This is a genomic window from Olsenella sp. HMSC062G07, assembly GCF_001811895.1.
Lineage (GTDB): Bacteria > Actinomycetota > Coriobacteriia > Coriobacteriales > Atopobiaceae > Olsenella_F > Olsenella_F massiliensis.
In genome coordinates this window covers 258,719-283,792 of sequence record NZ_KV806951.1, presented here as the reverse complement: position 1 = coordinate 283,792, position 25,074 = coordinate 258,719, and the positions used below count along the sequence as shown (strand labels likewise).

23 protein-coding genes are annotated in these 25,074 nt (G+C 68.7%); 6 read left to right on the top strand and 17 right to left on the bottom strand.

Features of this window, described 5'->3' with window-relative positions; translation table 11 throughout:
• Positions 1 to 50: 50 nt before the first annotated feature.
• From rsmI to HMPREF2826_RS04395, 12 genes are all read right to left on the bottom strand, one after another.
• Complete coding sequence (rsmI, locus tag HMPREF2826_RS04450; RefSeq protein ID WP_371440569.1) at positions 51 to 941, bottom strand: 16S rRNA (cytidine(1402)-2'-O)-methyltransferase; 891 nt, start codon at positions 939 to 941, stop codon at positions 51 to 53.
• Positions 938 to 1,978 carry a glycoside hydrolase family 5 protein gene (locus tag HMPREF2826_RS04445; protein ID WP_070639553.1) on the bottom strand — a complete coding sequence of 347 codons (1,041 nt, stop codon included), beginning with the start codon at positions 1,976 to 1,978 and terminating at the stop codon, positions 938 to 940. Before HMPREF2826_RS04445 ends, rsmI begins: the two co-directional genes overlap by 4 nt.
• A gap of 221 nt (positions 1,979 to 2,199) precedes the next feature.
• Positions 2,200 to 2,622, bottom strand: a complete 423-nt coding sequence (locus HMPREF2826_RS04440) for a 6-pyruvoyl trahydropterin synthase family protein (protein ID WP_070639552.1) — start codon at positions 2,620 to 2,622, stop codon at positions 2,200 to 2,202.
• 61 nt (positions 2,623 to 2,683) lie between these two features.
• Positions 2,684 to 4,192, bottom strand: coding sequence for a PSP1 domain-containing protein (locus tag HMPREF2826_RS04435; RefSeq protein WP_070639551.1), 1,509 nt, complete (start codon positions 4,190 to 4,192; stop codon positions 2,684 to 2,686).
• A complete protein-coding gene (locus HMPREF2826_RS04430) occupies positions 4,171 to 5,319 on the bottom strand; it encodes a DNA polymerase III subunit (RefSeq protein ID WP_070639550.1) in 1,149 nt (382 codons plus the stop codon). The genes HMPREF2826_RS04435 and HMPREF2826_RS04430 overlap by 22 nt, the downstream gene beginning before the upstream one ends.
• 1 nt (position 5,320) lies before the next feature.
• Positions 5,321 to 5,986 carry a dTMP kinase gene (gene tmk / locus HMPREF2826_RS04425; RefSeq protein WP_070639548.1) on the bottom strand — a complete coding sequence of 222 codons (666 nt, stop codon included), beginning with the start codon at positions 5,984 to 5,986 and terminating at the stop codon, positions 5,321 to 5,323.
• Between the two features lies 1 nt (position 5,987).
• On the bottom strand, positions 5,988 to 8,594 hold the full coding sequence (locus HMPREF2826_RS04420; RefSeq protein ID WP_070639545.1) for a DNA topoisomerase I: 2,607 nt from the start codon (positions 8,592 to 8,594) through the stop codon (positions 5,988 to 5,990).
• Positions 8,595 to 8,777: 183 nt separating this feature from the next.
• On the bottom strand, positions 8,778 to 9,569 hold the full coding sequence (gene tatC / locus HMPREF2826_RS04415; RefSeq protein ID WP_070639543.1) for a twin-arginine translocase subunit TatC: 792 nt from the start codon (positions 9,567 to 9,569) through the stop codon (positions 8,778 to 8,780).
• Positions 9,570 to 9,571: 2 nt separating this feature from the next.
• Positions 9,572 to 10,270 carry a Sec-independent protein translocase subunit TatA/TatB gene (locus HMPREF2826_RS09580; protein WP_070639541.1) on the bottom strand — a complete coding sequence of 233 codons (699 nt, stop codon included), beginning with the start codon at positions 10,268 to 10,270 and terminating at the stop codon, positions 9,572 to 9,574.
• 58 nt (positions 10,271 to 10,328) lie between these two features.
• The gene (locus tag HMPREF2826_RS04405) at positions 10,329 to 10,646 is read right to left on the bottom strand and encodes an STAS domain-containing protein (RefSeq protein WP_058270728.1); all 318 of its coding nucleotides are present in this window, start codon (positions 10,644 to 10,646) and stop codon (positions 10,329 to 10,331) included.
• A 16-nt stretch (positions 10,647 to 10,662) separates the two neighbouring features.
• Positions 10,663 to 11,622 (bottom strand): tetratricopeptide repeat protein, encoded by a 960-nt coding sequence (locus HMPREF2826_RS04400; protein WP_070639539.1) that lies wholly within the window; start codon positions 11,620 to 11,622, stop codon positions 10,663 to 10,665.
• A gap of 160 nt (positions 11,623 to 11,782) precedes the next feature.
• A complete protein-coding gene (locus HMPREF2826_RS04395; RefSeq protein WP_070639537.1) occupies positions 11,783 to 13,084 on the bottom strand; it encodes an aspartate aminotransferase type Ic in 1,302 nt (433 codons plus the stop codon).
• A gap of 209 nt (positions 13,085 to 13,293) precedes the next feature.
• Between HMPREF2826_RS04395 and HMPREF2826_RS04390 the strand changes: the two genes are divergently transcribed.
• Entirely contained in the window at positions 13,294 to 13,560 is a 267-nt protein-coding gene (locus tag HMPREF2826_RS04390) for a hypothetical protein (RefSeq protein ID WP_246824685.1), read from the top strand.
• Between the two features lie 56 nt (positions 13,561 to 13,616).
• Here the strand turns inward: HMPREF2826_RS04390 and nhaA are convergent, their stop codons facing one another.
• Complete coding sequence (gene nhaA, locus HMPREF2826_RS04385; protein ID WP_070639535.1) at positions 13,617 to 15,068, bottom strand: Na+/H+ antiporter NhaA; 1,452 nt, start codon at positions 15,066 to 15,068, stop codon at positions 13,617 to 13,619.
• A gap of 264 nt (positions 15,069 to 15,332) precedes the next feature.
• Here nhaA and HMPREF2826_RS04380 point away from each other — a divergent pair, with 264 nt between their 5' ends.
• Positions 15,333 to 16,196, top strand: a complete 864-nt coding sequence (locus tag HMPREF2826_RS04380; RefSeq protein WP_070639533.1) for a DegV family protein — start codon at positions 15,333 to 15,335, stop codon at positions 16,194 to 16,196.
• 75 nt (positions 16,197 to 16,271) lie between these two features.
• Here HMPREF2826_RS04380 and HMPREF2826_RS04375 read toward each other — a convergent pair whose 3' ends face one another.
• The 3 genes from HMPREF2826_RS04375 to HMPREF2826_RS04365 form a co-directional block, all read right to left on the bottom strand.
• The gene (locus tag HMPREF2826_RS04375) at positions 16,272 to 16,988 is read right to left on the bottom strand and encodes a 5'-methylthioadenosine/adenosylhomocysteine nucleosidase (protein WP_070639531.1); all 717 of its coding nucleotides are present in this window, start codon (positions 16,986 to 16,988) and stop codon (positions 16,272 to 16,274) included.
• 88 nt (positions 16,989 to 17,076) lie between these two features.
• Positions 17,077 to 17,565 carry an S-ribosylhomocysteine lyase gene (locus tag HMPREF2826_RS04370; protein ID WP_070639529.1) on the bottom strand — a complete coding sequence of 163 codons (489 nt, stop codon included), beginning with the start codon at positions 17,563 to 17,565 and terminating at the stop codon, positions 17,077 to 17,079.
• Positions 17,566 to 17,664: 99 nt separating this feature from the next.
• A complete protein-coding gene (locus HMPREF2826_RS04365) occupies positions 17,665 to 18,417 on the bottom strand; it encodes a mechanosensitive ion channel family protein (RefSeq protein WP_070639527.1) in 753 nt (250 codons plus the stop codon).
• 343 nt (positions 18,418 to 18,760) lie between these two features.
• On the opposite strand from HMPREF2826_RS04365, the gene HMPREF2826_RS04360 reads away from it, so the two are divergent.
• Positions 18,761 to 19,759, top strand: coding sequence for an SPFH domain-containing protein (locus tag HMPREF2826_RS04360; protein WP_070639526.1), 999 nt, complete (start codon positions 18,761 to 18,763; stop codon positions 19,757 to 19,759).
• Positions 19,760 to 19,769: 10 nt separating this feature from the next.
• Positions 19,770 to 19,979, top strand: coding sequence for a type II toxin-antitoxin system antitoxin (locus tag HMPREF2826_RS04355; RefSeq protein WP_070639524.1), 210 nt, complete (start codon positions 19,770 to 19,772; stop codon positions 19,977 to 19,979).
• 47 nt (positions 19,980 to 20,026) lie between these two features.
• Here HMPREF2826_RS04355 and HMPREF2826_RS04350 read toward each other — a convergent pair whose 3' ends face one another.
• Positions 20,027 to 22,588, bottom strand: a complete 2,562-nt coding sequence (locus HMPREF2826_RS04350; protein ID WP_210388969.1) for an ATP-dependent helicase — start codon at positions 22,586 to 22,588, stop codon at positions 20,027 to 20,029.
• 145 nt (positions 22,589 to 22,733) lie between these two features.
• Here HMPREF2826_RS04350 and HMPREF2826_RS04345 point away from each other — a divergent pair, with 145 nt between their 5' ends.
• Complete coding sequence (locus tag HMPREF2826_RS04345; RefSeq protein ID WP_070639522.1) at positions 22,734 to 23,711, top strand: C-terminal binding protein; 978 nt, start codon at positions 22,734 to 22,736, stop codon at positions 23,709 to 23,711.
• A gap of 127 nt (positions 23,712 to 23,838) precedes the next feature.
• Positions 23,839 to 25,041 carry a cation diffusion facilitator family transporter gene (locus HMPREF2826_RS04340; RefSeq protein WP_070639520.1) on the top strand — a complete coding sequence of 401 codons (1,203 nt, stop codon included), beginning with the start codon at positions 23,839 to 23,841 and terminating at the stop codon, positions 25,039 to 25,041.
• Positions 25,042 to 25,074: the final 33 nt, after the last annotated feature.

The window sequence follows — 25,074 nt, the reverse complement described above, 5'->3', positions numbered from 1 at the left end:
GCTGTCGGGGGGATGATGACAAGGGGGGCGAAGGCCGACGCAACGCGGGCTCAACGTTTTGACGTGGCGGCGATCACCAGGTCGTAGGCAGCGCCGCGCGACATGCCGTAGGTCTTCGCCAGGCGCCGCGCCAGGGAGCTCTTGGGCTCGCCGGCCGCGACGCCCGCCCGCAGCGCCTCCTCAAGGGGAAGCGCCTCCTGGCGTGCCGCCGCGCGACGGGCGGAAAGCTCGTCCGGGCTGGGGCCGGCGATCACGATGACGCACTCCCCGCGCAGCGTCGGGCGCTCGGCGATGCCGGCGGCGAGCTCGGGGGCCAGGCCCCGGGCGCACTCCTCGTGGAGCTTGGTGAGCTCGCGGACGAGGGCGACCCTTCGCTGGGGGAGCAGCTGCGCGATGGCACAGAGTGTGGCACTCACCCGCCGGGGCGACTCGTACACCACGAGGGCGCCGGGAATCGTGGCGAGCTCGGTCAGACGGGCCTTGAGGGCGCCCTGCTTGCGCGGGAGGAACCCCTCGAAGAAGAAGTGGTCCATGGGCAGCCCCGAGGCCACGAGGGCGCAGGTGACGGCCGAGGGTCCGGGGATGACCTCCACGGGAAGGCCGGCGTCGAGGACGGCGTCCACCAGGCGCTGGCCCGGGTCGGAGACGCCCGGCATCCCGGCGTCCGAGACGAACGCCACCCGGCATCCCGCCGCGACGCGCTCGAGCACGAGGCCGACGCGCTCCTCAAGGGTGTTCTCGTCCGCGCGCACGAGCTGCGCCTTGAGGCCCAGACAGGTGAGCAGCCTGGCCGTGACCCGCGTGTCCTCGCACAGGACGATCTGGGCCTCGCCCAGGGTCCTTCTGACCCGGGGCGAGACGTCCTCCAGGTTGCCGATGGGCGTCCCCACCATCGAGAGCACGCCAAGACGGGCGTCCGGGGCCTGGGCGACAGGGCTCACGAGAGCATCGCCCGCTCAAAGGACGAAAGGGCCGCACGCGCGTCCCAGCTCGTCAGACGCCCCTCGGTCTTCCAGGTGTTGAAGAACCACGCGGGGCAGTCCTCGAAGGCGCCGATCTGCTCCGAGACGAAGACGCGCTCGAGGGCGATGCGACCCTCGGGCGTGGTGGAGGAGTCAGAGAACGGCAGGGACGCGGACCACTTGCCCACTATGACGGGAAGGCCGCTCTTCCGTGCGAGCGCGAGCGACCTTCTGGAGGCGTCCGAGAGGCGGCGGATGCCCGTGGGACCCGAGCCGCCGGCCCTGTCCAGGTAGTGGTAGAGATGGCAGTCCAGCCAGACGTCGTGGTAGCGCCTCGGCGCCATGAAGTGCCGCCAGGCGCCCGGCTGGCCGGCGTCCGGAAGGATGATGGTGGCGTCGGGGGCGTTGGCCCGGATGGTCTCGTAGGCGTCGCGGTAGTAGTTGCGCATGACGTGCAGCGGCACGCCGTCCGTGAGCGAGAGGCCCCTGCGCACCTGGGCGATGACGTCGTCGGCCGGCTCGATGCCGGCGAAGGCCATGCGATAGGCATAACGCTTGGCGAGGGCGCCCACGACCACGAGCATGTCGTCGCGATAGTGCTGGAAGTCGTCATGGTTACGGACGAGAGGCACGTCAGGCGCGGGGGCACCGGGGGTGATGGCGAGCACGAGCACGATCTTGAGGTCTATCTCCTCGGCCCAGTCAAACGCCTGGTCAACGTAGTCAAGGCAGCCCAGATAGGGGCCGGTGTGGGGGCCCACGGCGCCAAAGACGTACCACGGCACGGCAAGGCGCACGGCGTTGAAGCCACGGCCGGCGATGCGCGTGAAGTCATCCTGGCCCAGAAAGCTCGCACGATGCGCGCGCACCAGCTCATGGTAGCGACGACTGCCGATGGAGGCGATGAGAGCGTCCTCGTCGAGGGCGCCGGAGTCGGCGAAGAGGCTCGGCGTCACCCATGGCTCAAGCGTGAGCCAGCCCGTGAGGTTCACGCCATGAAGTGCCCGTGACGGCATCTTGCCCCCTCTCTCGTGGGGCGTCCTTTCACAGGCCGTCCCCTGCCGACTGCCTCAAGTATACGTGCATAGCCGGACGCGCACGACGTCAAAGGGCGTCATGACGGGCACTTTCTCATACATTTTTAGGCGGGCGCGCGGGCGTGAGCAGTCCGGGGGCCGCGCGACTCGTCATGGCGGCCCCCCGGCGCCGGACGCGGGAGGCAAGGCGCTTGCGCCTTCTAGCCCACGAGATACGTGGCGCGATTGTTGGGGGTCTCGTTGCAGTCGACGCGGCTCACAGGGAGCCCGCGTGCCGCGAGGCGCTCGGCAAGATGCCGGGCGAGGTTCTCCGCCGTGGTCCTGAAGGGGAGGATCGTGAGCGAGAAGCCCTCCTCGCGCAGGGCGTCGATGGTGCTGGGCCTCAGGGACCCCTCCTCGACGAGGAAGGTGTGGTCCAGGGCGTCGCATTCCTCGCGCACGACGCGCTTGAGCCGTGCGAAGTCAACGACCATGTCCTTCTCCGTGCCAGAGGACCCCAGCGCGTCGGCACGCACGTAGGCCGTCACGCGCCACTGATGACCATGGAGGTTCTCGCATGCGCCATGGTAGCCGGTCAGAAAGTGGGCGCTGTCAAACCAGTATTCCGTGGAGAGCTCGTACATCATGGCCTCCCTGGGCGCATGGGTGCCTCAAACCGTGCGTGACGGCACGAGCGGCGAGGCGTCACTCGTCGCCCCGGGAGGCCGGGCCGCCGCCCTGCGTCCCCGTGCCGCCGCTTCCTCCCCTGCCACGACCCCGATGACGGCGACGACGCCGGGGCTTGTCGGTGTCGGAGGCGTCGGGCGCCGCGTCGGGCGCAAAGCGCTGGGCCCTGTCGCGGGGTCGCCCCGGCGCCTCCTGCGTCGCGGCGTCTCGGCCGCCGTGATCGCCCGGACGGCGGCGCCTGCGCGTCGGGCGGGCGCCACCTGACGTCACATCGCCCTGCGCGGTCCCTGCGGGAGCCTGGGCGCCCGCCGCCTGGTCCTGGCCTGCGTCGCCGGCATGGTGACGGCGCCGACGCCTAGGGCCGGGCGTCCGATCGCCCTGCTGCGAAGCGGCAGGCTCCAGGCGGACACCGTCGCCTTCGGCGGCCTTGCGCCGCTGGCGGCGGGAGCGTTGCCCTCCCTCGGACGACCCCTTGCCCTGCGGCCGCTGAGCCTCCTGGCGTCGGGGGGCCTCGCCCCTGCCGCGGCGCCGCTGCCGCTTGCTCACGAAGATGTCCTCGTCGGCAAAGGTCTCCTCGGGAATGAGGCCGTGGGCGCGGTCAAGCTCCGCCAGGGCCATCTCGACCTCGGGCGACTGGAGACGCTCGAGCGCCGAGCGCGTCACGGTGTCGGGGCGGCAGGGGCAATGCAGCTCCTCGCTCTTCTTGACCGCCGCGTCGGAGGTCTCCATGTCCGAGAGGGGTATCCTCACCTGCTTGCCGTTTTCCAGGCGCAGGCAGATGCGCTCCTTGGGCGTGTCGTACTCCACGATCTTGGCCTTGCCCAGCGGGGTGCTGATGACGGCGTTGCGCTTGGGGGCCCGCTGCTTGAAGTCCTTGTAGGCGTCAAACTCGTAGCGCAGGCAGCACATGAGGCGCCCGCAGGCGCCGGAGATCTTTGACGTGTTGAGGGGCAGGTCCTGCTCCTTGGCCATGCGAATCGAGACGGGCTCAAACTCGCGCCCCAGGCGTGCGCAGCACAGCTCCTGGCCGCAGTGGGCAAACCCGCCGGCGAGGGCCGCCTCCTCGCGCACGCCGATCTGGCGCATGTCAATGCGCTTGCGCAGCGTGTGGCTGAGCTCGCGGACGAGCTGCCTGAAGTCGACGCGGTCCTCGGCGGAGAAGTAGCAGACCACCCTGCCGCCGTCAAAGAGGTACTCAACGCCCACGGGCTTCATGTCAAGCTCAAGCTCGTGGATGGCGGACCGGAACAGCGGGAGCGCGTCGTCCCCCTGCTGGGCGAGCTGGTCGGCGCGGTCGAGGTCCTCGTCGGTGGCGATGCGCAGCACCTTGCTCAGGCGGGTGCCGCCCGTCGTCCTCACCAGCTCGTCGCCGTCCACCTCTCTGGCGTCACGGGTGGCAAGGCCGATCTCCTGCCCGCGCTCCGTGGAGCAGATGACGAGGTCACCCTCCTCCGCGCCCGTGTCGGCGGGGTTAAACCAGAGGTCGTGCGTCACGAACCTAAACTTCACCGGGATGACGGTGGGCATGCGAGCGCCTCCTTGACAGACAGGAGCATGGTCTCAAGGACCAGCTGAGGTGATACGTTATGCGCGAGGTCGTCAGCCGCGCCCAAGACGCGGCCCAGGGCACGCAGCACGCCCTCGCTCGAGGCGGTCTGCGCCAGGCGGTCGACCACATCCGTCACGTCCTCGTTCACGATGGGCTCGGACACGCCCTCGCGGCGCACGAGCACGTCACGCAGGAGCGAGTCGGCGGCGGCGAGCGCCTCCATCATACCCGAACGTTCCCGGGCGGTAAGCTCGCGCTTGTTGGCCTGCTCCAGCTGGCGCAGCGAGGCGGGGCTCAGATATTCGCCGCTCTCCCTCGTCCGCCTGTCCTGCTCCTTCCGGTAGCTCTCAAGGGGGCTGCGCACCCCCTCCACGATCTCGCGCGCCGCCAGCAGCACGTCCCAGGCGTCGTCATGTGCCAGGCCCGCCAGCGCCCTCACGACGGACGAGCGCACCTGCCGCCGCTGTGCCGAGGCGAGAAACGACGCGGCCGCGTCGGGCGTGCCCGCCACGGAGAGTGCCACGCGGGCGTCCGTCCCGCGAATGCCGGAGCGCAGCTCCACGGCGCGCTCGGCCGCGTCGGGCCCGACAATCCGGAAGGGCACCTGCTGGCAGCGGGAGACGAGCGTGGGCAGCACCGCGTCGGCACAGCGGGCGATCAGGACGAAGTACACGCCTGCGGGCGGCTCCTCCATGGTCTTGAGCAGCGCGTTGGCGGCGGCGCCCCTGAGCAGCCCCGCCTGCCCCAGGATGTAGACCTTGGCCCGGGAGCGCGTGGGAGCCAGGCTGACGTCGTCGATGAGGTCGCGCACCTGCCGCACGAGGTAGCCCGAGGCGCTCTCGGGGGCAAGGAGGTGCACGTCGGGATGGGTGCGATGGGACACGCGAATGCACTCGTCACAGCTGGCGTCCCCGCCGTTGGGGCATACGAGGAGCTGCGCCAGGGCCAGGGCCGCCTCAGTCTTTCCCGAGCCGGGGACCCCCAGGAAGAGATAGGCATGGCTCAGCCTGCCCTCCGAGAAGGCCCGGGCGAAAAAATCACGCACCCGCGGCTGCGTCGCGAGCGCGCGCAGGGCGTCCGGAAGGCGGGGCGGGGGCGCGGTCATGTCACGCACCGTCCCTCGCCGGAGCAAGCACCCTGCGCAGACGGGGAAAGGCCGCGCAGAGCAGCGAGTCCACCCGGCTAGCCACCACTGCGGGATCGTCGTCCGCGTCGACGAGCCGAACGCGCCCGGGTTCAAGGCGGGCGAGCGTGAGGTAGCCCTCGCGCACGCGCGCCTGGAAGCCGACGCCCTCCGCCTCGAGCCTGTCGGCGCGGCGCCGCGTGGCGCGTCCCAGGCCGACCTGAGGCTCGAGGTCCAGGACGAGGGTCAGGTCGGGCACGACGCCGCAGCTTCCCAGCAGGTTGCAGCTGCGCGTGGTCTCCTCGTCGATGCCGCGGCCGCCATGCTGGTAGGCGAAGGTGGAGTCAAGGAAGCGGTCGCAGATGACCACGGCGTCGCGCGCAAGGGCCGGCTCCACGCGCTGACGCACGAGCTGCGCGCGCGAGGCGTTCATGAGCAGCAGCTCGCACTCGTCGGCCATGTCGCCGTTCGCGGGGTCCAAGAGGACGGCGCGTATCTGCTCGCCGATGGGCGTACCGCCGGGTTCGCGAAGCGAGACGACCTCGACGCCGGCCTTCCGAAGTCGCCTGACAAGGCCCGTGACCTGCGTTGACTTTCCCGCTCCGTCAATGCCCTCAAAGGTGACGAAGATGCCCTTGCGCCCGTCCATGCTAGCGTCCCTCGGCCGAGCCGTCACCGGAGTCGGGACGCCTGGCAGTGGGTCGCTTGGTGGCGGGTCGCTTGGCTGCGGGTCGCTTGGTGGCGGTCCTCTTGGCGGCAGCCTTCCCGGCGGCGCCGCGGCGCCGGCCCCCGCGGGCAGCGGGCTTCTTCTCCCTGCCCGGGCACTCCATGTTGGGGCAGAGCCTCCAGGGGCCGCGGGCCGTGATAACCTCCACGAGTGGCGCGCCGCAGTCGGGGCAGGTCTCGCCCGTGGCATGCAGCTCGCCGCGCTGGGGCAGCGGGTAGCTCGTCTGACACTCGTCGTAGTTGGTGCAGCGGATGAAGCGCTTGCCCGTCTTCTCGCTCTTGTGGGCCACGAGGTCCCCGTGACGACCCGCCGTCTTGCACGCGGCGCACTCTCCCACGATGACGTCGGGCTCGACGTTGGTGGGGCAGGCGGGGTTGACGCAGAGCTCGTAGGCCTTGGAGCGGAAGGGCCGACACTTGATGCGCGGAGCGCCGCAGCTGGGGCATACGCCGGCATCGCCCTCCAGGGGCTCCACCTTGACGTTGGAGGGGACGGGATAGGTGACGTCACAGTCGGGCCAGCCCATGCAGCCGATGAAGCGGCCGCGCGTCTTGGCCGAGCTCTTCATGACCAGGTCCTTGCCGCAGCTGGGGCATACGCCCACCTTGGCGTCGGCCGTCACCGCGTCGGCGATGGCGTTCCCAAGGTCTTCCTTGTGCTCGATGAGGGCGTCGACCATGCCCGCGAGGAGCGCCCGCGAGTGCGTGACCACCTGGTCCTGGGTGTCGACGCCCTCCGCGACCTTCGTCATGTCCGCCTCGAGCTCGGCCGTCATATCGGGGCTCGTGACGTGCGGCGCGTAGGTCGTCAGCGCCTCGATGACGGCCATGCCCAGGCGGCTGGGCTCGACGGGGTCGTTCTTGATGTACTTGACGTCCAGCAGGCGCTGGATGATGCTCGCCCGCGTGGACTTGGTGCCCAGGTTGCGCTTCTCCATCTCCTGGATGAGGCGTCCCTGGCTGTAGCGGGCCGGGGGCTCGGTCTGCTTGGCGTCGAGCGTCATGGAGAGCACGTCGCAGGCGTCGCCCACGGCGAGGGCGGGCAGCAGCTCGTCCTTCTTCTGGCCGAAGCCGTAGATGGCCCTGAACCCCGGCTTGACGACGACGGTGCCCGAGGCCACGAAGGGCTCGCCGCCAACGTCGAGCGCAAGCTTGGTCGACTCGCTCACCGACGCCTCCGAGAGCGTCGCCAGGAAGCGGCGGGCTATGAGGTTGTAGAGCTTCCACGAGGCGCCGTCCAGCTTGTCGGGGTCGGCCGCCGCCGTGGGATAGATGGGCGGGTGGTCGGTCGTCTCCTGCTTGCCGCGCGTGGCCGCGAGCCTGTCCTTGGCGAGGAGCTCCTTGCAGCAGGGCCGGTACTGCGGCACCGCCGAGAGCGTCCTCACGCAGTCGCGCAGGTCGAGCGAACGGGGATAGACCGTGTTGTCCACACGCGGGTACGAGATGAGGCCGTCCATGTAGAGCGACTCGGCCACGCGCATCGTGCGCGAGGGCGAGAGGCCGATCGACGCCGCGGCCGCCTGCAGCGAGGTGGTGTTGAACGGCGCGGGAGGACGGGTGGTGCGGCTCTTTGTCTCGACGCCCGTGACGCGGGCGCTCCGGGCGTCCTTGACCCGTGTTGCGGCCGCCTGTGCCGCGGCCTCGTCCTTGAAGCGCGCCGTCCGATGGGTCGCGCGGAACGTAACGTCCTCGCCGCGCTGGCCGGCGGGCGCGAGCGTGCCCGAGAGCACCCAGTAGTCCTCGGGAACGAAGGCCTCGCGCTCTCGCTCCTTCTCGACGACGAGGGCCAGCGTGGGCGTCTGGACGCGGCCGGCGGAGCGCACGTTGCCAAAGCCGCCGAAGCGCGCCATCGTGAGGTAGCGCGTGAGCACGGCGCCCCAGATGAGGTCTATGTACTGACGGCTCTCGCCGGCGTCCGCGAGGTCCTGGTCGAGTTCGACGAGATGGGCGAAGGCGTGGTCGATCTCGGCCTTCGTGAAGGCCGAGTAGCGGGCGCGCGAGACGGGCGTGGTGGGCGCCACCTCGCGCATCTGACGCAGGGCGTCCGACCCGATGAGCTCGCCCTCGCGGTCGAAGTCGGTGCCGATGACGATGGAGTCCGCCTTCTTGGCCAGGTTCTTGAGAGCGCGGATGATGCCCTTCTCGGCAGGAAGCTTCTCGACGGGGGCCCACACGAGGTAGGGAAGGCTCGCCACCTTCCAGCCCTTGATGTCGATGCCGTCCTTGAGGAAGGGCTTGCGCCTGCTGTCGTAGGGAGGCTTGGCCAGGGCGTCGGGAACGGCGGCGGGAATCACCTCGCCCTCCTCGCTGATGACATGCCAGCCCTCGGCGTCGTCATAGCGCAGCTCATGGGGAAAGTCGGGCGCCATGATGTGCCCGCGCAGGCCGATGGTGACCCACTCCTCGCCGTCATGCACAAAGCGATAGACCGGGGTGTCATAGACCTTTTCGGCCTTGGGCTTGCCCACGCTGGCGAGCAGGCGCGCTATCTGCTGGGCGGCATCGTTCTTCTCTGTGACTACGAGCTTCAAGACGCTCGACTCCCTTCGGGCCCGGACGCTCAGGCGACGGCGCGTCGCACCGTCCCTTGGGCTGCACACTATAGCAGACGAGGCGCGACGTCACGGACTATTGCCCCACATCGGCAAGCCTGCCGCGCGCCTTGCGCAACATCCCCAAAAGGCGCATGACAGGCGCGGCTCACAGCGGACGCGCTACGCCTCCTTCTCGAGCTTGTGCTCCCGGTACTGCTCGCGCGTCCACTTGAGCGACTCCTTGCCGTCCATGGCCACCAGGACGTAGCGCGCCACGACGAGCGCGGCCTCGTAGAGCAGAATCAACGCCGCGAACATGAGGATCATCGTGACGGGCGAGGCGTCAGGCGTGACGACGCTGGCAAATACCAGCAGGCCCACGTAGATGTAGCGCCACTGGCTCCTGAGGGCGCTGTAGGGGACGAGGTGCAGCACCGAGAGGTAGAAGATCACGATGGGTATCTGGAAGGCGACGCCAAAGCCGATCTCCAGCAGCATCATGATGTTGAGGTAGTCCACGGCGTCAGGGATGATCGCGGCGACGTCGGCGCTCTGACTGATCATCCAGCCGATGGCGGCCTTCTGGATCACCAGGTAGCAGAAGGCCATGCCCAGAAAGAAGAGGCACACCATGGCGCCCACGGTGGGCACCACCCACTTGCGCTCGCGCTCGGTGAGCGCGGGCAGGAAGAACCCCATGACCTCCCAGATGATGATCGGCGAGCAGATGATCATGCCAAAGAAGAGGGCGACCTTGAACCTGATGGTGAAGCCGCCCAGGACGCTGAAGATGGCAAGGTTGCTGCCCTGCAGGGAGCTGCGGATGGGATCCATCATGAAGTCGATCAGGGTTGGCGTCGCCATGTAGACCACGATGGCCGTGGCGAGAAGCGAGACGATGATGATGGTCATGCGCCGCCTGAGCTCGCCCAGGTGGTCAATGAGCGGCATGCGCGCTGGTCCGATGGGCATGGTCACGCCCCCCTCTCGTCCGTGACGCCCGCCGCCGAGATGTCGGCGTCGGCGGGATCGACGCGGTCGGCGTCAAGGTCGGCGTCGGCGGAGCCGGCGCGGTCGTCGTCGGGGGCGACGTCTGCGGCGTCGCCCGCAGGCACGGGCTCGACGCCGTCTTCCTCCGATGCCGGCACGGCCGCCTTCTTGGGCCTCATGGACCACAGGGCCGCCGCACTCGTGTCAGGTCGCGCCGCGGCCGCGTCGTCAGCCTCGTGGTGGGCCACGGCCGCGGTGGGCGAGACGTCGTCGGACGCGCCGACGACAGAACCCTGCGCGTCGCCGTCCTTCTCTGCTGCCTGGGCGCCCTCGCGCGCCTGGGCGGCCTCCTTCGCCGCGCGCTCCGCCTTGAGCCGCGCCTTGCGCTCGGCAAACGTCTCGTTAATGCGCTTCTTGGGGACGCTCTCGTTCTCCAGGTCGGCATCGTCGCCCAGGGCCGCCGCCCGCTTGGCCTTCCTCTTGTCGTCCGTCCCGTTCATGGCGTCGTTGAGAGGGTCCATGACCTGCGTCTGAACGACCTCCGTAAAGCCCTCCTGGGCACTTTTGAACTGCCTGAGCGCTCGGCCTATCGTCCTGCCCATGCCCGGGAGCTTGTCCGGGCCAAAGAGCAGGAAGACGAAGACGATGATGATGGCGAGCTCAGTTCCACCTATGCCAAACAAGCGTCACACCTCCTGCCGCCGTCGAGCGGCCCTCTGCCGCGACCTGCTCGCAGCCTCGTCATCTTGCCTCGTCAACGCCCAGCTCCCCGGCCACGCCCAGCAGGGAGAGGACCCGCTCGACGTTGCGCTGGGGATGGGACACCGTGAAGCTCACACCTGACTCCTTGGCGCGATGCGCGGCGCCCACCAGCACGCCGATGCCCGTCGAGTCAATGTAGGAGACCTCCGCGAGATCCGCCTCGAGGGACGTCACCCCTTCGTCAAGCGCCTGGTTCAGGGCGTCCCTGAGCACGGCGGCGTTGGAGACGTCAATCTCGCCGGCGCATCCCAGAAGGCGCGCGTCCGACGACCCTGACGGGGTGATGGAAATGCTCATGATTGCTCCGTTTCTCTTACTGTGCGGCCGTGCCCGCGCTGGAGTTCAGCTTGTCCAAAAGCGTGGTGCCCGGCGCGGGCGACGAGGGCGAGCCCCCGGCTCCGTCATCCGAGCCGGCGCTGTCGGAGGGGCCGGACTTGGAGGCGAGGTAGGCCTCGTACTTCTGGGCGAGCGTCTTGGCCCCGTACTCGTCGTTGGGGTCCGTCTCCTCCGCCTTCTTGAACGAGTTCGTCGCCTTGGTGAGGTCACCGCTGGCCGCGTAGGAGACGCCCAGGTACACCCAGGCGGGCGCATAGTCGGGAGCGTCCTTGGCGACCTGCTCGAGAAGGTCGACGGCAGCGTTGACGTCGTTGTTGCCCAGCTGGCACTGCGCCACCTTGACCTTGACGGCGTTGGAGTCGTTGATGGAGAGGTACTGCCGGTAGTGGTCGATGGCCTGTCCGTAGAGGTCCGCCACGTGCGCCTTGCCGGCGTCGTCCTTGGCGAAGCCTCGGGCGGCGGCGGCCCATGCGGCGTAGTCGTCGCCCAGGCCCAGGTGGCACGCCAGCTTATCAGAGTCGCTGGTGGCGGCCTCGAGCTTGGACTTGAGGGAGTCGGTGGTCGCGCCGTAGGTGGCGTCCACGTCAGACATGCTCGCGGGTGCCGAGCTGGCGCCCGACGCGTCAGGGGAGTCGGACGTGGGCGTCGAGGAGCTCGCGGGCGTCTTGGGGCCCGGGCTGGCAAAGATGAGCGAGAGCGACGGCAGCATCATGGACACGCCGATGATGACGGCGAACGCGGCGATCGCGATGTCGCGCAGGCGCTTCTTGCCGCCCAGGCGGTCGGTGAGCGACGGCTTGTAGACGACGTGCCCCTTGTCGCCGCCGTCAACCCCGGCCAAACGAACGCGGGCGGAGCTCCTCCTGCCGGCGCCCGTGGCACCGCCCCCCTTGCGCGCTTTCTGTGCCGTGCCCGGCGACGTGACGTGATGTGCCATGGAACGAAACCCCTCCCGGCGGGCGCCGCGACGCAAGGCCGAACGCCCAGGACGTATGAAAGACATGCGCGTCGACCGTGGGACACGCAGCACTGATTCTACCTAATTACCGCCGACCCCACAGAGTGAGCAAAGCTTCGTCCGCGCCCCATGCCGCGGCCTATGCGCGCGCCTCCAGAACGAGGCGGGCGGCCACGAGCTTGACGGCCACCACAAAGACGTCGAGCGCGGCAGCCAGGTCGTCAAGCGTGGGATAGGTCGGCGCGATGCGGATGTTGGTGTCACGGGGATCCTTGCCTGAGGGCCAGGTGGCGCCGGCGGGCGTCAGCTTGACGCCCAGCTCGGCCATGAGGGCCACCGTGCGCCTGGCGGACCCGGGACGGCCCTCGAAGGACACGAAGTAGCCCCCGTGAGGGTGGCTCCACTCGGCGACGCCCAGCCCGCCCAGGCCCTCGCTGAGCTTGCGCTCCACCAGCTCAAAGCGAGGTCGCACCACGGCGGCGTGCTTGGCCATGTGGGCCCGGACACCGTCGAGGTCCTTGAGGAAGCGGGCGTGGGCCAGCTGCGAGAACTTCTCGGCGCTCACGCGCTCCACGGCAAACGCGGCGCGAATCTCCGCCATGTCGTGGTCGTCGGCCGCCACGAAGGCGATGCCCGAGCTTGGGAAGGTCACCTTGGCGGTGGAGCCGAACTCGTACACGAGCGAGCCGGCGCCCTTTTGGGCCAGCTCGTCAAAGATGTTGAGCAGCCGGTCGTCCGTGTCGCCAAAGGCATGGACGGCGTAGGCGTTGTCCCAGTAGACGCGAAAGTCGGGCGCGGCGGGCCTGAGCGCCGCAAAGCGGCGGACGACCTCGTCAGAGTACGTGATGCCGGTGGGGTTGGCATACTTGGGAACACACCAGATGCCCTTGACGGCAGGGTCGTCTTCGACGAGCTCCTGCACCGTGTCCATGTCGGGGCCGTCGGCGCGAAGCGGTATCGCGACGTTGGTGATGCCCAGGTCCTCGGTGACCCTGAAGTGACGGTCATAGCCGGGGCTCGGGCAGAGCCACTTGACCTCGCCCTGCTGCCAGAACGGCTTTTGGCCCGCGACGCCGTTGGTGAAGGCGCGACAGACGAGGTCGTGCATAAGGTTGAGGCTCGACGATCCCGCCACCACCACGTTGTCCGGGGACACGCCCAGGATCTGGGCGGCAAGCCGCCGCGCCGAAGGGAGACCGTCGGGCGTGCCGTAGTTGTCCACGACGGCGCCGCCGTCCTCGAGGGGCGTGGTCGAGCTGACGAGGTCGAGCATGGGACGCGACAACGCCGTCTGCTCGGCGCTGGGCTTGCCGCGCGCCATGTCCAGGGAGAGCCTCCGGGCCCTGATGTCGGCGGCCTCGGCCTCGAGCGCCGTCACCCGGGCGCGCAGCTCCTCGTCGGAAAGGGCCTCGTACACGTTGGGGGTTGCAAGCTCTGTCATGAACCTCTCCTTTTCGAAGGCCGTGCGCCCGTCGCAGCAAAGTATACTCCCCCGTAGGCATCCCGACCGGCCCGCCCCGGCGGCGCACCACGACGAGGAGGTCCCGCCTGACGGCGTGAGGCACGGGCGTCTTGCCCGAGCGGCACCGACGATTTGCTACCATGTGCGCCATGAGATGCGAGAACGCACGAGAGCGGCGGGAGCACCCTATGCCGATGTCAGACGACAGCTACGCCTCGCCGGACGACGGCGAGCTGCAAGGCCTGGTGGACGCACTCTTTGAGGGAGACCCCGGAAGGGTCGTCTCGAAGATCGACCTCCTCATGCGCGCCGACATCGACGACCTGTCGAATGACTCGCGCGAGGTCATCGACCTGCTTCCGGGCGGGCGCTTCGCACGCGGGCGCCTCTGCGACCAACTGAACTCAATCATCACCGCCCACGGCTGGGGATTCAGCCATGGGACGGTGGCCTAGCCCGCCCGAGCCCTCAGAGTCGTGCCGACGACGCCCATCCGGAGGGGCCGCGGGCGTCACTGCCCCTTTGGCGCCGCCGCGCGGGAGCGCCTCCACCTGACGAGGCGGACGACGAGCGGGCCTCCCACGCGCATGTACAGCATGCCCAGAAGGCCCGAGGCGAGCGAGGCGGCAAGGATGGCGCACTTGGCGACGTTGGCCTCCAGGGGGTCGGAAAACGCAAGCCCCGAGATGAGGATGGACATCGTGAACCCCATGCCGCCCATGATGCCGACGGCGACCACCTGGTCCCAGCTGACGCGCCGGGGCAGACGGGCAAACCCCACCTTCACCAGCGCCCAGGTCGTGAGGATGATGCCCAGCGGCTTGCCCGCCACGGCGCCCAGAAACACCCCCAGGGCCACCGGGTCGCCCATGAGGCTGGTGACGTCAAGGCCCACAAGGCGCACCTGAGCGTTCACGAAGGCGAAGATGGGCAGTATCAGGAAGTTGACCGACGTGGCGATCGTGCGCTCGACGCGCTGGAGGGGCGGCGTCACGTGATGCAGGACCCTCTCGACGTGGTTTGCCGAGTCCGTGAAGGCATGCTGGCCCAGGACGTGCATGTCATCGTCATAGCGGTCCTCGAGCACCCGCGCCTGGTTGCCCAGCCACGACCGCAGGCTATTGAGCCTGACGTCCGAGCGCGCGGGAAGGAAGAACGCGAGGACCACGCCGGCGAGCGTGGCGTGGATGCCGGAGTTGTACATGCAGAACCACAGCACGAGGCCCACGAGGAGGTAGGGCTTGGCCGAATACACGCGCGCCCGCGAGAGCGCGGCGAGCAGCACCACCACGATGAGCGACGCCGCGACCCAGGCCACCTGGGGCGTCTGGCCATAGAAGAGGGCCAGGACCACGATGGCCACGATGTCGTCGGCTATGGCGAGCGTCTGGAAGAAGACCTTGGTCTCGGAGGCCACGCGGTCTCCCAGCAGCGACATAACGCCGAGGGCGAAGGCGATGTCGGTGGCGATGGGCACGGCCCAGCCGTGCGAGGCGCCCCCGTGGTTGAACGCCAGATAGACGAGCGCGGGCATGCACACCCCGCCCACGGCGGCGAGCATGGGCAGGGCAGCCTGACGGGGACGGCGCAGCTGTCCCACCGTCATCTCGTACTTAAGCTCTATGCCCACGAGAAGGAAGAAGACGGCCATGAGGAAGTCGTTCACGAAGCCCTCGACGCTGATGCTCGCCGTCAGGGGGCCCACGCCCAGCGTCAGGGGAGCCTCCAGCACGTGATGGAGGGGCTCGTAGGCGGGCGAGTTGGCGACGATGACCGCAAGCAGCGCGGCGACGACCATCATGGCCGCGGCGATGGTGCCGTTGGACGTGATGGTCTCAAGGGCGGAGCGACTCTTGAGCCGACGCACGACCTTGGGCTCACGTATGATGCCCCGCTGCTGGACGGTGGGATTCTTGGGCTGATGCGCGCCGTCCTGTCGGATGCCGGGACGTGCCTTGTCCATGTTCTTCCCTTCTACGTGACTACGTGACGCCCCGGCCCCGCATGAGGGGTCGCTCCCGGAAGACGTGCCGTTCCCGCGTGCGGGGCGGCGGCTGCGTCAGTGCTGGCGGCGGGCGGACGGCCTCTGCGGGCGCCTGCGGACGGACGCTTGGCGACGCCCTCGTTACACCTTCGACAAACCCATACAGAACATAGCAGGTTTGTGCAACCATAGACAGCAAACGAGGGGGAGACGCCTCCTTGCACGTCTGTCCAGGAGGATCCCATGAACGCGCAGCGCATCGCCATCATCACTGACTCCGGCACGGACACGGACCCGGCATTCTGCCGCGAGCACGACATCCGCGTCATGCCGCTGCACATAAACTACTCGGACGGCTCCTCGTTCTCGAGCGGGGTTGACATCAGCTCGGCCGAGGTCGTGCGGCGCTTTGCGGACGAGATACCCAAGACCTCCCTGCCCTCCCCCCACGAGATCGAGACGACGCTGCGCAAGGCCAAGGCCGACGGCTACGAGCGGGCCGTCGTCGTCACCATAGCCAGCGCCCTCTCCGCCACCAACCACACCGTCCAGATGGTCGCCGACCAGCTGGAGGACTTTCCCGTGCTCGTGATTGACACCAAGTCCATCGGCATGATGGCCGGCATGGTGGTGCGGCGCGCCACGGCGCTCGTGGAGGAGGGCGTGCCCTTTGCCGAGCTCGACGGCAGGCTTCAGGGCGTCGTCGAGGACACCGACGTGTTCTTTGCCGTCAAGTCGCTCGACTACCTGTACGAGGGCGGCCGCATCAACGCGGCCATCTATCGCCTTGGCAGCATCCTCAACATCAAGCCGGTGCTCACCTGCAACAGGGAGGGCTACTACACCATGGCCAAGAAGGCCCGCGGCTGGGAGCGAGCCCTTGAGGCCATGGTGAGGCTTGTGGCCGAGAGGGCCAACCGCTTTGAGCGCGTGCGCCTTGCCGTGTGCTTCACGCAGGCGACCGCCAGGCTTCGCGACGTGCTCGAGGAGCGGGTGCGCGCGCAGGTCAAGGCCGACGTGGTGGAGTTCCTCTCGCAGGAGCTCCAGCCCGACCTCATGGTGCACACGGGTCCCAACCTCGTGGGCATGGGCGTGCAGGGCGCCTGAGCGCCTACGTCGCCGCTGCGAGGCGCAGGCGGCGACAGGAGCGCGCCTCGCCAAGACGCAGGCCGCGTGCGAGCCCTATCGACCCGTGCGGCCCTGGGCCAGCAGCCGGACCATGCCCTCGGTGATGAGGGCGCAGCGCTGCGCGGCCCGCCTCTCGAAGCTGGGATAGTCCACGTGGCTTGAGCCGTCCGCCCTGTCGCTCATGGCGCGGATGATGACGAAGGGAAGCCCGTTGAGCCAGCAGGCCTGGGCGATGCCCGCGCCCTCCATCTCGCAGCAGTCCGCGCCGAACAGCTCCTTGACGCGCCCCTTTACGGCGGCGTCGCCCACGAACTGGTCCCCCGAGGCGACACGGCCCGCAAGCGCTCGCACGGGCGGGACCAGCGAGCGGGCCGCCTCGAGCGCGCAGGCGACAAGCGCCTCGTCGGCGGCGAACGCGGCGACGCCCAGGCCGGGCACCTCTCCCGAGGGGTAGCCCAGGCGAGTGACGTCCATGTCATGCTGGACGGCGTCAGTCGAGACGATCACGTCTCCGATGTCGAGCTCGTCGTTGAGGCAGCCGGCGATACCCGTGTTGATGACGTGGGTGACGCCGAAGAGCGCGGCGAGCGCCTCGGCGCACACCGCCGCGTTGACCTTGCCCACCCCGCACTTGACGACCACGACCCTTGCGCCCGCGAGGGTCCCCTCGCAGAAGTCCATGGCGGCATGGCGCGTGAGGGCGACGCCCTCGAGGCGATCCTTGAGATGGGCCACCTCCACGTCCATGGCCCCGATGATGCCCAGCTTCATGACGTGCCCCTCTCGTGTCACGCGCGATCTTGCGCGGGCGGCCTCAGGCCTGGGCCCGACGCCGCGCCTCCGGTGCCGCCCGTCCCTGTCACGGCTCGCGCGTGGGGTAGGTGGTGTGGGCCTCGTCAATGTGCTCGAGCGTCTGCTCAAGGTAGCGTCGCGCCCACCACTGCGCCTGCGCCAGGTCGCTGTCATGCCAGTTTCCGCACTCCTCGGGTCGTGCGCCCGGGACGTCGCCCGAGAAGTCGCGCACGAACGCAAAGAGGCGGCGCAGCGGCGCGAGCACGTCCTGAGGCGTCGCGTCGCCAAAGACCACCAGATAGAAGCCCGTACGGCAGCCCATGGGACCAAAGTACGCCACGCGGTCGGCCCACTCGGGGTCATTGCGCAGGAACGTGGCGCCCAGGTGCTCGATGGCGTGGACCGCCGCAGTGTCCATGACTGGCTCCCTGTTGGGCGCCGTGAGCCTGAGGTCAAAGGTCGTCAGGTCAACGCCGTGCCAGCTGTCGACGCGGCTCACGTACACGCCCGGCTCAAGCAGCAGGTGGTTGATCGTAAAGCTCGCAATCTTCTCCATGGGGACCAAACCCTCCCTCGTCCGGGCGCGCGGCCCGTCCGCGCAGTCGTCAAGACGCCCCCAAGCATAGCCCAAGGGCAGACGGGCGCGAGGTGCCACCTACGCCAGCCAGTCGCAGTGCGTCAGCGCCTTGACGATCCGGTCGCGCGCAGAGGCGGGGCTGACCCCCTCCAGCAGATGAAAATGGGCCGTCGCCGCTATGCTGCTCTCCGCGAACCCCTCAAAGCTGACCGACGGCGCGATGGAGGCGTCCAGGTCTCTTCCCAGGGCCATGACGCCGCGACGGATGACGTCGTCGCTCACGCCCTCGAGCGAGACGCCCCTGCGCACCGGCAGCCGCACGGAGCAGTCCGTGGCATTCCAGTCCGTGCTGCGGGTGAGGGCCGTGGTGTTGAGCACGGAATTGGGGATGACCTGCTCAGACCCGTCCCTTCCCCGCACGATGGTGTGGCGCCAGGTGACATCGACCACCTTGCCCGCATAGCCTCCCACGCTCACCTGGTCACCCGGCTGCACCACATGTCCCAGCATGAGGCCCAGGCCGGCGACGATGTTGGCGACGGTGGCCTGCATGCCCAGGGAGATGACGAGCGACCCCACGCCCAGGGCGGCGACGAAGCCCGTGGGGCTCACGCCAAAGACGGGCTGCAGCACGCAGAGGAGCGCCACGAACCACAGAAGCCCACGAACGATGTAGATGAAGATGGAGGCGGAGGGCACGCGCGAGGCGTCAAGGGCGGAGGTCAGTGCTCGCACGACAAGGCGCTGCGCCACAATCACGGCGAGGAGGACGGCCACAAGCAGGACGGCGCGGCTGACGAACTCCGCGACGCCCAGGCCCAGTATGGTCATGCTGCCGCCCCCCCTTCGGCGCCGCCCGGTCCCTGCGTCCGGACATCTCGCGCAGGTCATCATTATCCCCTGAACCGCCACGCGGCCCGCTCGCGAGGCGCCGTCTGTGGCCATCGCGTGGAGTTTCGCGAGGCGGCGGGGACCGCGCGCGAGGCGGCGACCACGCGCATGCGCGATGCCTGCCCGAAGGGACTTTGCAACAAATTTCGAAGGGGCTTTACAACAAATCAAAATGATATCATAATGCAATTAGCCAAGCGTCCCGCGTCTGGTCGGGGCAGGCGCGCGGCATCAGAGGTGCCGCGCACGTCGGAAAGTTGCTTTTCTGAAGAAAGGATCGGGCATGAGCGTCGAGAAGAAGGCACACGCGGCGTCCGGATGGTTGATGGCGTTCGTCGTCATCGCCTTGTACGTGCTCTCCGTCATCAGCTTCATCATTACTGCCGGCACCATGGCAGGCTACGAAGACGCCGGCCTGCCCATTCCCGTCAGGACCTTTGTCATGCTGGGCCTGAGCATCGTCGTCTTCGTGCTCGCCATCATCCTGAGTAACGGGTTCTTCTCGCTGCAGCCCGGCCAGGCCCGCGTCTGCGTGCTCTTTGGCAAGTACGTGGGCACCGTGCGCGACGAGGGCCTGCGCTGGGCCAACCCCTTCTATGCCAAGAGCCTGGGCAGCGCCGACGTCACCGTCTCGACCGACGGCAAGGGCGTCTCCTTTGGCAAGGGCCATTCCCACGTCTCAAAGATATCGACCCGTGCGCGCACGCTCAACGGCGAGAGGCTCAAGGTCAATGACAAGATGGGCAACCCCATCGAGATTGCGACCGTCATCGTGTGGCACGTGGCGGACACCGCGAAGGCCTCGTTTGACGTGGACGACTACGAGAGCTACGTCTCCATGCAGACCGAGACGGCGCTGCGTCACGTGGCGAGCGTCTATGCCTACGACCACCTGGAGGACGAGGACGACAGCAGCGCCTCCATCACGCTGCGCTCCAACATCGAGGAGGTCTCCGAGGCCCTGAAGAGGGAGCTTGACCGCAAGCTGTCCATCGCCGGCGTGTCGGTGGACGACGCGCGCCTGACCCACCTGGCCTATGCGCCCGAGATCGCCCAGGCCATGCTTCGCCGCCAGCAGGCCGAGGCGGTCATCGCCGCCCGCAAGAAGATCGTGGAGGGTGCGGTGAGCATGGTGGACATGGCGCTCACCCAGCTCTCCGACGACGGCATCGTCAACTTTGACGAGGACCGCAAGGCCGTCATGGCCTCCAACCTCATGGTGGTGCTCTGCGGCGAGTCCGAGGCGCAGCCCGTCCTCAACACCGGCTCGCTCTATCAGTGAGGCCTGACGCATGGCGGCGCGCAAACAATATCCCCTGCGCATAGATGCCGAGGTCTGGGAGGCCCTGGAAATCTGGGCCAAGGACGAGATGCGCAGCGCCAACGCGCAGGTCGAGCATGTCCTGCGCACGGCGCTCAAGCGCGCGGGGCGCCTGCCGAACCGGCCACGAGACGCAGGGCACGCCCCCTCCCCCGGCGAGACGGGGCAAACGGGGGGCTAGGCCGGCGACGACAACGAGACTCGCGAGGGCTGGGCGGCGAGGGCTGCCTAGCCCTCGATCTTGACGATGGGCGCAAAGCCCTTCATGAGCTTCTTGGTCTTGCCCGTGCGCGAGAAGTACACCTCGATGGTGTCGCCTGAGGCCGCCCTGACCACGCCCGGACCAAAGGTCTTGTGAGAGATCTGGTCGCCCACGGCGAAGCTCTCGGCAGCCTTGGCGGGATCCTTGCGGATGGGCGCGGGGCGGGAGGGGGCGCCTCCCGTCGATCGCGTGCGCGAGCCAAAGACGTTGCCGCCGTACACCTGCGAGCCGCGTCCCGACCCAAAGGTGCCGTGGCGGTCACCGCGCTTGGCCCAGCCCACGCCCGTGAGGCCTGACGACCCCACGCCCACGGCATGCACGTCCCGCTCGGGCATCTCGTTAAGGAAGCGGCTGCGCGGGTTGGTCTGCACCGACCCGAACACGTGACGCGTGGAGGCGTGGGTCAGGTAGAGGCGCTCCTTCGCACGGGTGATGGCCACGTAGGCCAGACGTCGCTCCTCCTCGATGCTGGCGGGGTCATCCTCCTTGCCGCGATGCGGGAAGATGCCCTCCTCCATGCCCGCGACGAAGACTACCGGAAACTCCAGGCCCTTGGCGGAGTGAATCGTCATCATCGTGACGGCGCTCGTCTGCCCGTCAAGGGCGTCGAGGTCCGAGCGCAGGGCCAGCCACTCCATGAAGGCGGGGAGCTTCTCGGCCGCCACGGGCGCGGAAGCGCTCGTGGCGGGACCTTCCGACGTGACGGCGGCATCCCCGCCGTCGGCAGGGCCGCCCGACGCGGCGTCCGCCCCGGCGGGACCACCCACGAGACCCGCCTCCCTGAGCTGGCGCAGCGACTCGAGCGTCTCGGCGGCGTCCTCGTGCGTCTCGTCAAACTCCTGCGCCACCGAGAGGAACTCGCGGACGTTCTCGATGCGGCCGTCCGCCTCCACGCTCTGCTCCGCCTCGTAGGCGCGGATGATGCCGGCCTTCTCGACGATGGCCTCGACCACCCGCGCGAGCTCGCCCGCATAGGACCTGCCCGCGTCCACCACGCCCGTGAACTCGGCCAGACCGCCGCGCGCCTTGGCGCCCAGCAGCCCCGGCTCGGCGGCGCAGGCGCGCGCCGCGTCCACGAACGAGAGGCCCTCCCGGGCGGCGTAGTCGCGCACGCGGCGGATGGAGGTGGTGCCCACGCCCCTGCGGGGGGTGTTGACCACGCGCAGGGCGCTCACGTCGTCATTGGGGTTGACGACCAGCTTGAGATAGGCTGTGACGTCACGGATCTCGGCGCGGTCGAAGAAGCGCGTGCCGCCCACGATCTTGTAGGGCACGCCCGCCCGAAGGAACATGTCCTCGAGGATGCGCGACTGGGCGTTGGTGCGATAGAACACGGCGACGTCGTCATAGCTGCAGCCGCCGTCATGGAGCCTCTCGATCTCGGCGCCGATCCAGCGCCCCTCGTCGCGCTCGTCCGCCGCCTGGAAGACCTCGACCTTGTGGCCGTCGCCCCTGTCCGTGAAGAGGCGCTTCTCCTCGCGGCGGGAGTTGTTGCGCACCACGGCGTTGGCGGCGCTCAGGATGTGGCCGAAGCTGCGGTAGTTCTGCTCGAGCTTGACCACCACGGCGTCTGGGTAGTCCTGCCTGAAGCTCAGGATGTTCTTGATGTCGGCCCCGCGCCAGCTGTAGATGGACTGGTCGTCGTCACCCACGATCATGAGGTTGCGATGCTTGGACGCGAGCAGGTTCGTGATGGCGTACTGCACCGCGTTGGTGTCCTGATACTCGTCCACCGAAATGTGGCGGAAGCGGTCCTGATAGCGCTCGAGCACGTCGGGGTGCTTGGACAGAAGCTCAAACGCCTTCACGAGCAGGTCGTCAAAGTCCATGGCGTTGGCTCGCTCAAGCCGCCGCTGGAGCGCGTGGTACACGCGAGCGCAGGCAAGCTGGAGGGGCGAGGTGGCCTGCGCGTCAAACTCATCGGGGAGGACGAGCGCGTTCTTGGCCTGGCTGATCATGGACCTGACCGTGGGCAGGGGGTTCTGCCTAGGATCGAGGTCGAGCTCGTTCATGATGGTCTTGACCAGGCGCTTGGAGTCGTCGTCGTCATAGATCGTGAAGTTGCCGTCATATCCCAGGAGCTCGGCGTCCTCGCGCAGCATGCGCACGCACATGGCATGGAAGGTGCACACCCACATGCCGCGCGTGCCGCCCGGGAGCAGGGCTCCCAGGCGCTCGCGCATCTCGGCCGCGGCCTTGTTGGTGAAGGTGATGGCGAGGACCTCCCAGGGACGCACGCCCTCGTCGGCGATCATGTGCGCGATGCGATAGGTGAGCACCCGCGTCTTGCCCGAACCTGCGCCGGCGAGCACGAGCAGCGGCCCGCGGGTGGTCGTCGCGGCCTTGCGCTGGGAGGGATTCAGGCTCGCGAGGTCCACCTCGCCCGACGTCGCGCGCGAGGCGAGGTGCGCCTGGTCGGCGGCGGGCGTCGGCGGCGCTGCGGGCTTGTCGCCCTGGGCAGGCGAGGGCGGGGGCCCCACGGGCCTCATGGTGAAGAGCTTGGCCTGGAACTCGTTGAAACTGGGCATGGAACTCCTTGCACGTTGCGGTGACCGTCTCAGTGTAGCTCCCGGGAACGACGCCTTGCCCCATCCCCTCGCAACTTCGCATGATGAACGGACCATGACGCCCCGGCGTACCGTATGATGGGAGCCAATGCGAGAGGAGGCCTGCATGGCCCATAGGATTCTGCTGTATACGGTGGATGGCAATGCGCGACGCGCCGAGTCCTACCTTGCGTCCCGAGGGCTCGCGGACGCCTTTGATGTCACCGGCCTCGCCCATGCCCCCTTCACGTGTCCGACGGCCGACGAGCTCGCCGGGCAGGAGGCCGTCCTGGGCGAGCTCATGCCCGTCTCGGGCGACGACGTCAAGCTCGTCGCCGACGCGGGCGTCAGGCTCGTGGTGAGCATGTCCGTGGGCATCAACCACGTGGACGTGGGGGGCCTGAGGGAGCGCGGCGTCCTGGTGGCCAACTGTCCCGGATACTGCGCGCAAGACGTCGCCCTCCACGCCCTCTCCCTCATGCTCGACCTCATGCGTCAGACCACCTTCCTCAATCGCGGCGTCCTGGCCGGCGGCTGGGACCCCCATCACGGCTACGCGATGCACCGCACCCAAGGCCAGACCCTGGGCCTGGTGTACTTTGGCAACATCGCGCGGCAGATGGTGCCCCTCGCCAAGGCGCTGGGCATGCGCGTGCTGGCTTGGGCCCCCACCAAGGATGAGGCATGCCTCGCGGCGGCAGGATGCGAGAAGGCCACGACGCTCGACGAGCTGCTCGCGGACGCTGACGTCGTGAGCCTTCACTGCCCGCTCATCCCCCAGACCAGGGGTCTCATCGGTGCCCGCGAGCTGAGCCTCATGAAGCCCACGGCCCTCCTGGTCAACACCGCCCGCGGCGCCGTGATCGACGAGGACGCGCTCGTCGCCGCCCTCGACGCCGGACAGATCCGAGCCGCCGGCCTGGACGTGCTCGCGAACGAGACATGTCGTGACCGGCGTCTCATAGACCACCCTCGCTGCCTGGTGACCCCCCACGCCGCCTTCGTGTCCGAGGAGGCCCTGGACACCCTCACCAGCATGGCCCTTGACGCCGTCATCGACGTCCTCGTGCACGGGCGCGCACCCAAGCACGAGGTGCGCCCCTAGCCAGGGGACGGCCGCCCTCACGTCGCCGACGCCGGCGTCGGGAAGGCCTGACGTCACTGGCCCTCGAGCCAGCGGCCACCGGCCTCCGCGCGCGAACGTCGCCACGTACCCCGAAGGAGGGGTGAGCATGTCACGCCAACCCGACCTTGCGCAGCGCATCGTCGCACGCTTCGTGCCCGACGCCACGAACGTCCTTGACCGGCGCACGCGCAACGCCTACGGGCTCCTCTCGAGCCTGAGCTGCATCGTCCTCAACGTCCTGCTCTGCTTTGTCAAGGGCGTCGCGGGCATGCTCGCGGGCTCCGTCTCCATCGTGGCGGACGCTCTCAACAACCTGTCGGACGCCTCCAGCAACGTGGTGAGCCTCCTGGGCTTCAAGCTCGCAAGCCGCCCGGCCGACGAGCAGCACCCCTACGGACATGGGCGCTACGAGTATCTGGCGGGCGTGGTCGTCGCCGTGCTGGTGGTGGCCGTGGGCCTGCAGCTGGCACGGCAGTCCGTCGAGAAGATCCTCGCGCCCTCCCCCACGGAGTTTGGCTGGCTGAGCGCGGCGGCGCTGCTGCTCTCCATTGCGGTCAAGGCCTGGATGGCCCGCTTTAACCACCGGCTGGGCGCCCGCATTGACTCCACGGTCCTCGAGGCGACGTCCCAGGACTCGCGCAACGACGTGATCACCACCTCAGCCGTCCTTCTCGCCGCCCTCGTGTCGGCCCTTACGGAAGTTGACCTTGACGGCTGGGCGGGACTGGGCGTGTCGGCCTTCATCATGGTCAGCGGCATCGGCCTTTTGCGCGACACCATCGACCCCCTCATGGGCAACACGCCCTCAGAGGAGCTGGTGGCGCGCGTCCATGCCAAGATCGTAGGCTATCCCGGCGTGCTGGGCGCCCATGACCTGCTCATTCACGACTACGGACCGGGTCACCGCTTTGCGAGCGCCCACGTCGAGATGGCGGCGGACACCAGCGTGAGGGCAAGCCATCACGTGCTCGATCGCATCGAGGACGACCTCCTGCGCGAGGAGGGCCTGCGCACCGTGCTGCACTGCGACCCCATCGACGTACACAACGGCCCCAACGACCTGCGCAACTGGGTGGAGGGACGTCTGGGGGAGATCGACGGGAACCTCAGCGTCCACGACGTCACCTACGTCCCCCAGTCGCGCGAGAACGGCTCCCAGTTGGTCAGGCTGGACTGCTGGCGGCCGGACGGGCTCGAGGTCTCCGACGACGAGCTACGCCGTCACATCGAGGACATCGTCCATGAGCGCCATCCCGGCGCCACCGTCCAGATCACCATCGACACGGGCTTCATCTCGCCCGCGGAGTAGCCGCCTGCCCGCAGGATGGCCGCCTGCCCGCGG

What these genes read in the sequence shown, in the direction of transcription:
- HMPREF2826_RS04445 (WP_070639553.1), bottom strand. Translation starts at nt 1,978, where the DNA reads ATGCCGTCACGGGCACTTCATGGCGTGAACCTCACGGGCTGGCTCACG.
- HMPREF2826_RS04440 (WP_070639552.1), bottom strand. Translation starts at nt 2,622, where the DNA reads ATGTACGAGCTCTCCACGGAATACTGGTTTGACAGCGCCCACTTTCTG.
- HMPREF2826_RS04435 (WP_070639551.1), bottom strand. Translation starts at nt 4,192, where the DNA reads ATGCCCACCGTCATCCCGGTGAAGTTTAGGTTCGTGACGCACGACCTC.
- HMPREF2826_RS04430 (WP_070639550.1), bottom strand. Translation starts at nt 5,319, where the DNA reads ATGACCGCGCCCCCGCCCCGCCTTCCGGACGCCCTGCGCGCGCTCGCG.
- tmk (WP_070639548.1), bottom strand. Translation starts at nt 5,986, where the DNA reads ATGGACGGGCGCAAGGGCATCTTCGTCACCTTTGAGGGCATTGACGGA.
- tatC (WP_070639543.1), bottom strand. Translation starts at nt 9,569, where the DNA reads ATGCCCATCGGACCAGCGCGCATGCCGCTCATTGACCACCTGGGCGAG.
- HMPREF2826_RS04405 (WP_058270728.1), bottom strand. Translation starts at nt 10,646, where the DNA reads ATGAGCATTTCCATCACCCCGTCAGGGTCGTCGGACGCGCGCCTTCTG.
- HMPREF2826_RS04400 (WP_070639539.1), bottom strand. Translation starts at nt 11,622, where the DNA reads ATGGCACATCACGTCACGTCGCCGGGCACGGCACAGAAAGCGCGCAAG.
- HMPREF2826_RS04395 (WP_070639537.1), bottom strand. Translation starts at nt 13,084, where the DNA reads ATGACAGAGCTTGCAACCCCCAACGTGTACGAGGCCCTTTCCGACGAG.
- HMPREF2826_RS04390 (WP_246824685.1), top strand. Translation starts at nt 13,294, where the DNA reads ATGCCGATGTCAGACGACAGCTACGCCTCGCCGGACGACGGCGAGCTG.
- nhaA (WP_070639535.1), bottom strand. Translation starts at nt 15,068, where the DNA reads ATGGACAAGGCACGTCCCGGCATCCGACAGGACGGCGCGCATCAGCCC.
- HMPREF2826_RS04380 (WP_070639533.1), top strand. Translation starts at nt 15,333, where the DNA reads ATGAACGCGCAGCGCATCGCCATCATCACTGACTCCGGCACGGACACG.
- HMPREF2826_RS04375 (WP_070639531.1), bottom strand. Translation starts at nt 16,988, where the DNA reads ATGAAGCTGGGCATCATCGGGGCCATGGACGTGGAGGTGGCCCATCTC.
- HMPREF2826_RS04370 (WP_070639529.1), bottom strand. Translation starts at nt 17,565, where the DNA reads ATGGAGAAGATTGCGAGCTTTACGATCAACCACCTGCTGCTTGAGCCG.
- HMPREF2826_RS04365 (WP_070639527.1), bottom strand. Translation starts at nt 18,417, where the DNA reads ATGACCATACTGGGCCTGGGCGTCGCGGAGTTCGTCAGCCGCGCCGTC.
- HMPREF2826_RS04360 (WP_070639526.1), top strand. Translation starts at nt 18,761, where the DNA reads ATGAGCGTCGAGAAGAAGGCACACGCGGCGTCCGGATGGTTGATGGCG.
- HMPREF2826_RS04355 (WP_070639524.1), top strand. Translation starts at nt 19,770, where the DNA reads ATGGCGGCGCGCAAACAATATCCCCTGCGCATAGATGCCGAGGTCTGG.
- HMPREF2826_RS04350 (WP_210388969.1), bottom strand. Translation starts at nt 22,588, where the DNA reads ATGCCCAGTTTCAACGAGTTCCAGGCCAAGCTCTTCACCATGAGGCCC.
- HMPREF2826_RS04345 (WP_070639522.1), top strand. Translation starts at nt 22,734, where the DNA reads ATGGCCCATAGGATTCTGCTGTATACGGTGGATGGCAATGCGCGACGC.
- HMPREF2826_RS04340 (WP_070639520.1), top strand. Translation starts at nt 23,839, where the DNA reads ATGTCACGCCAACCCGACCTTGCGCAGCGCATCGTCGCACGCTTCGTG.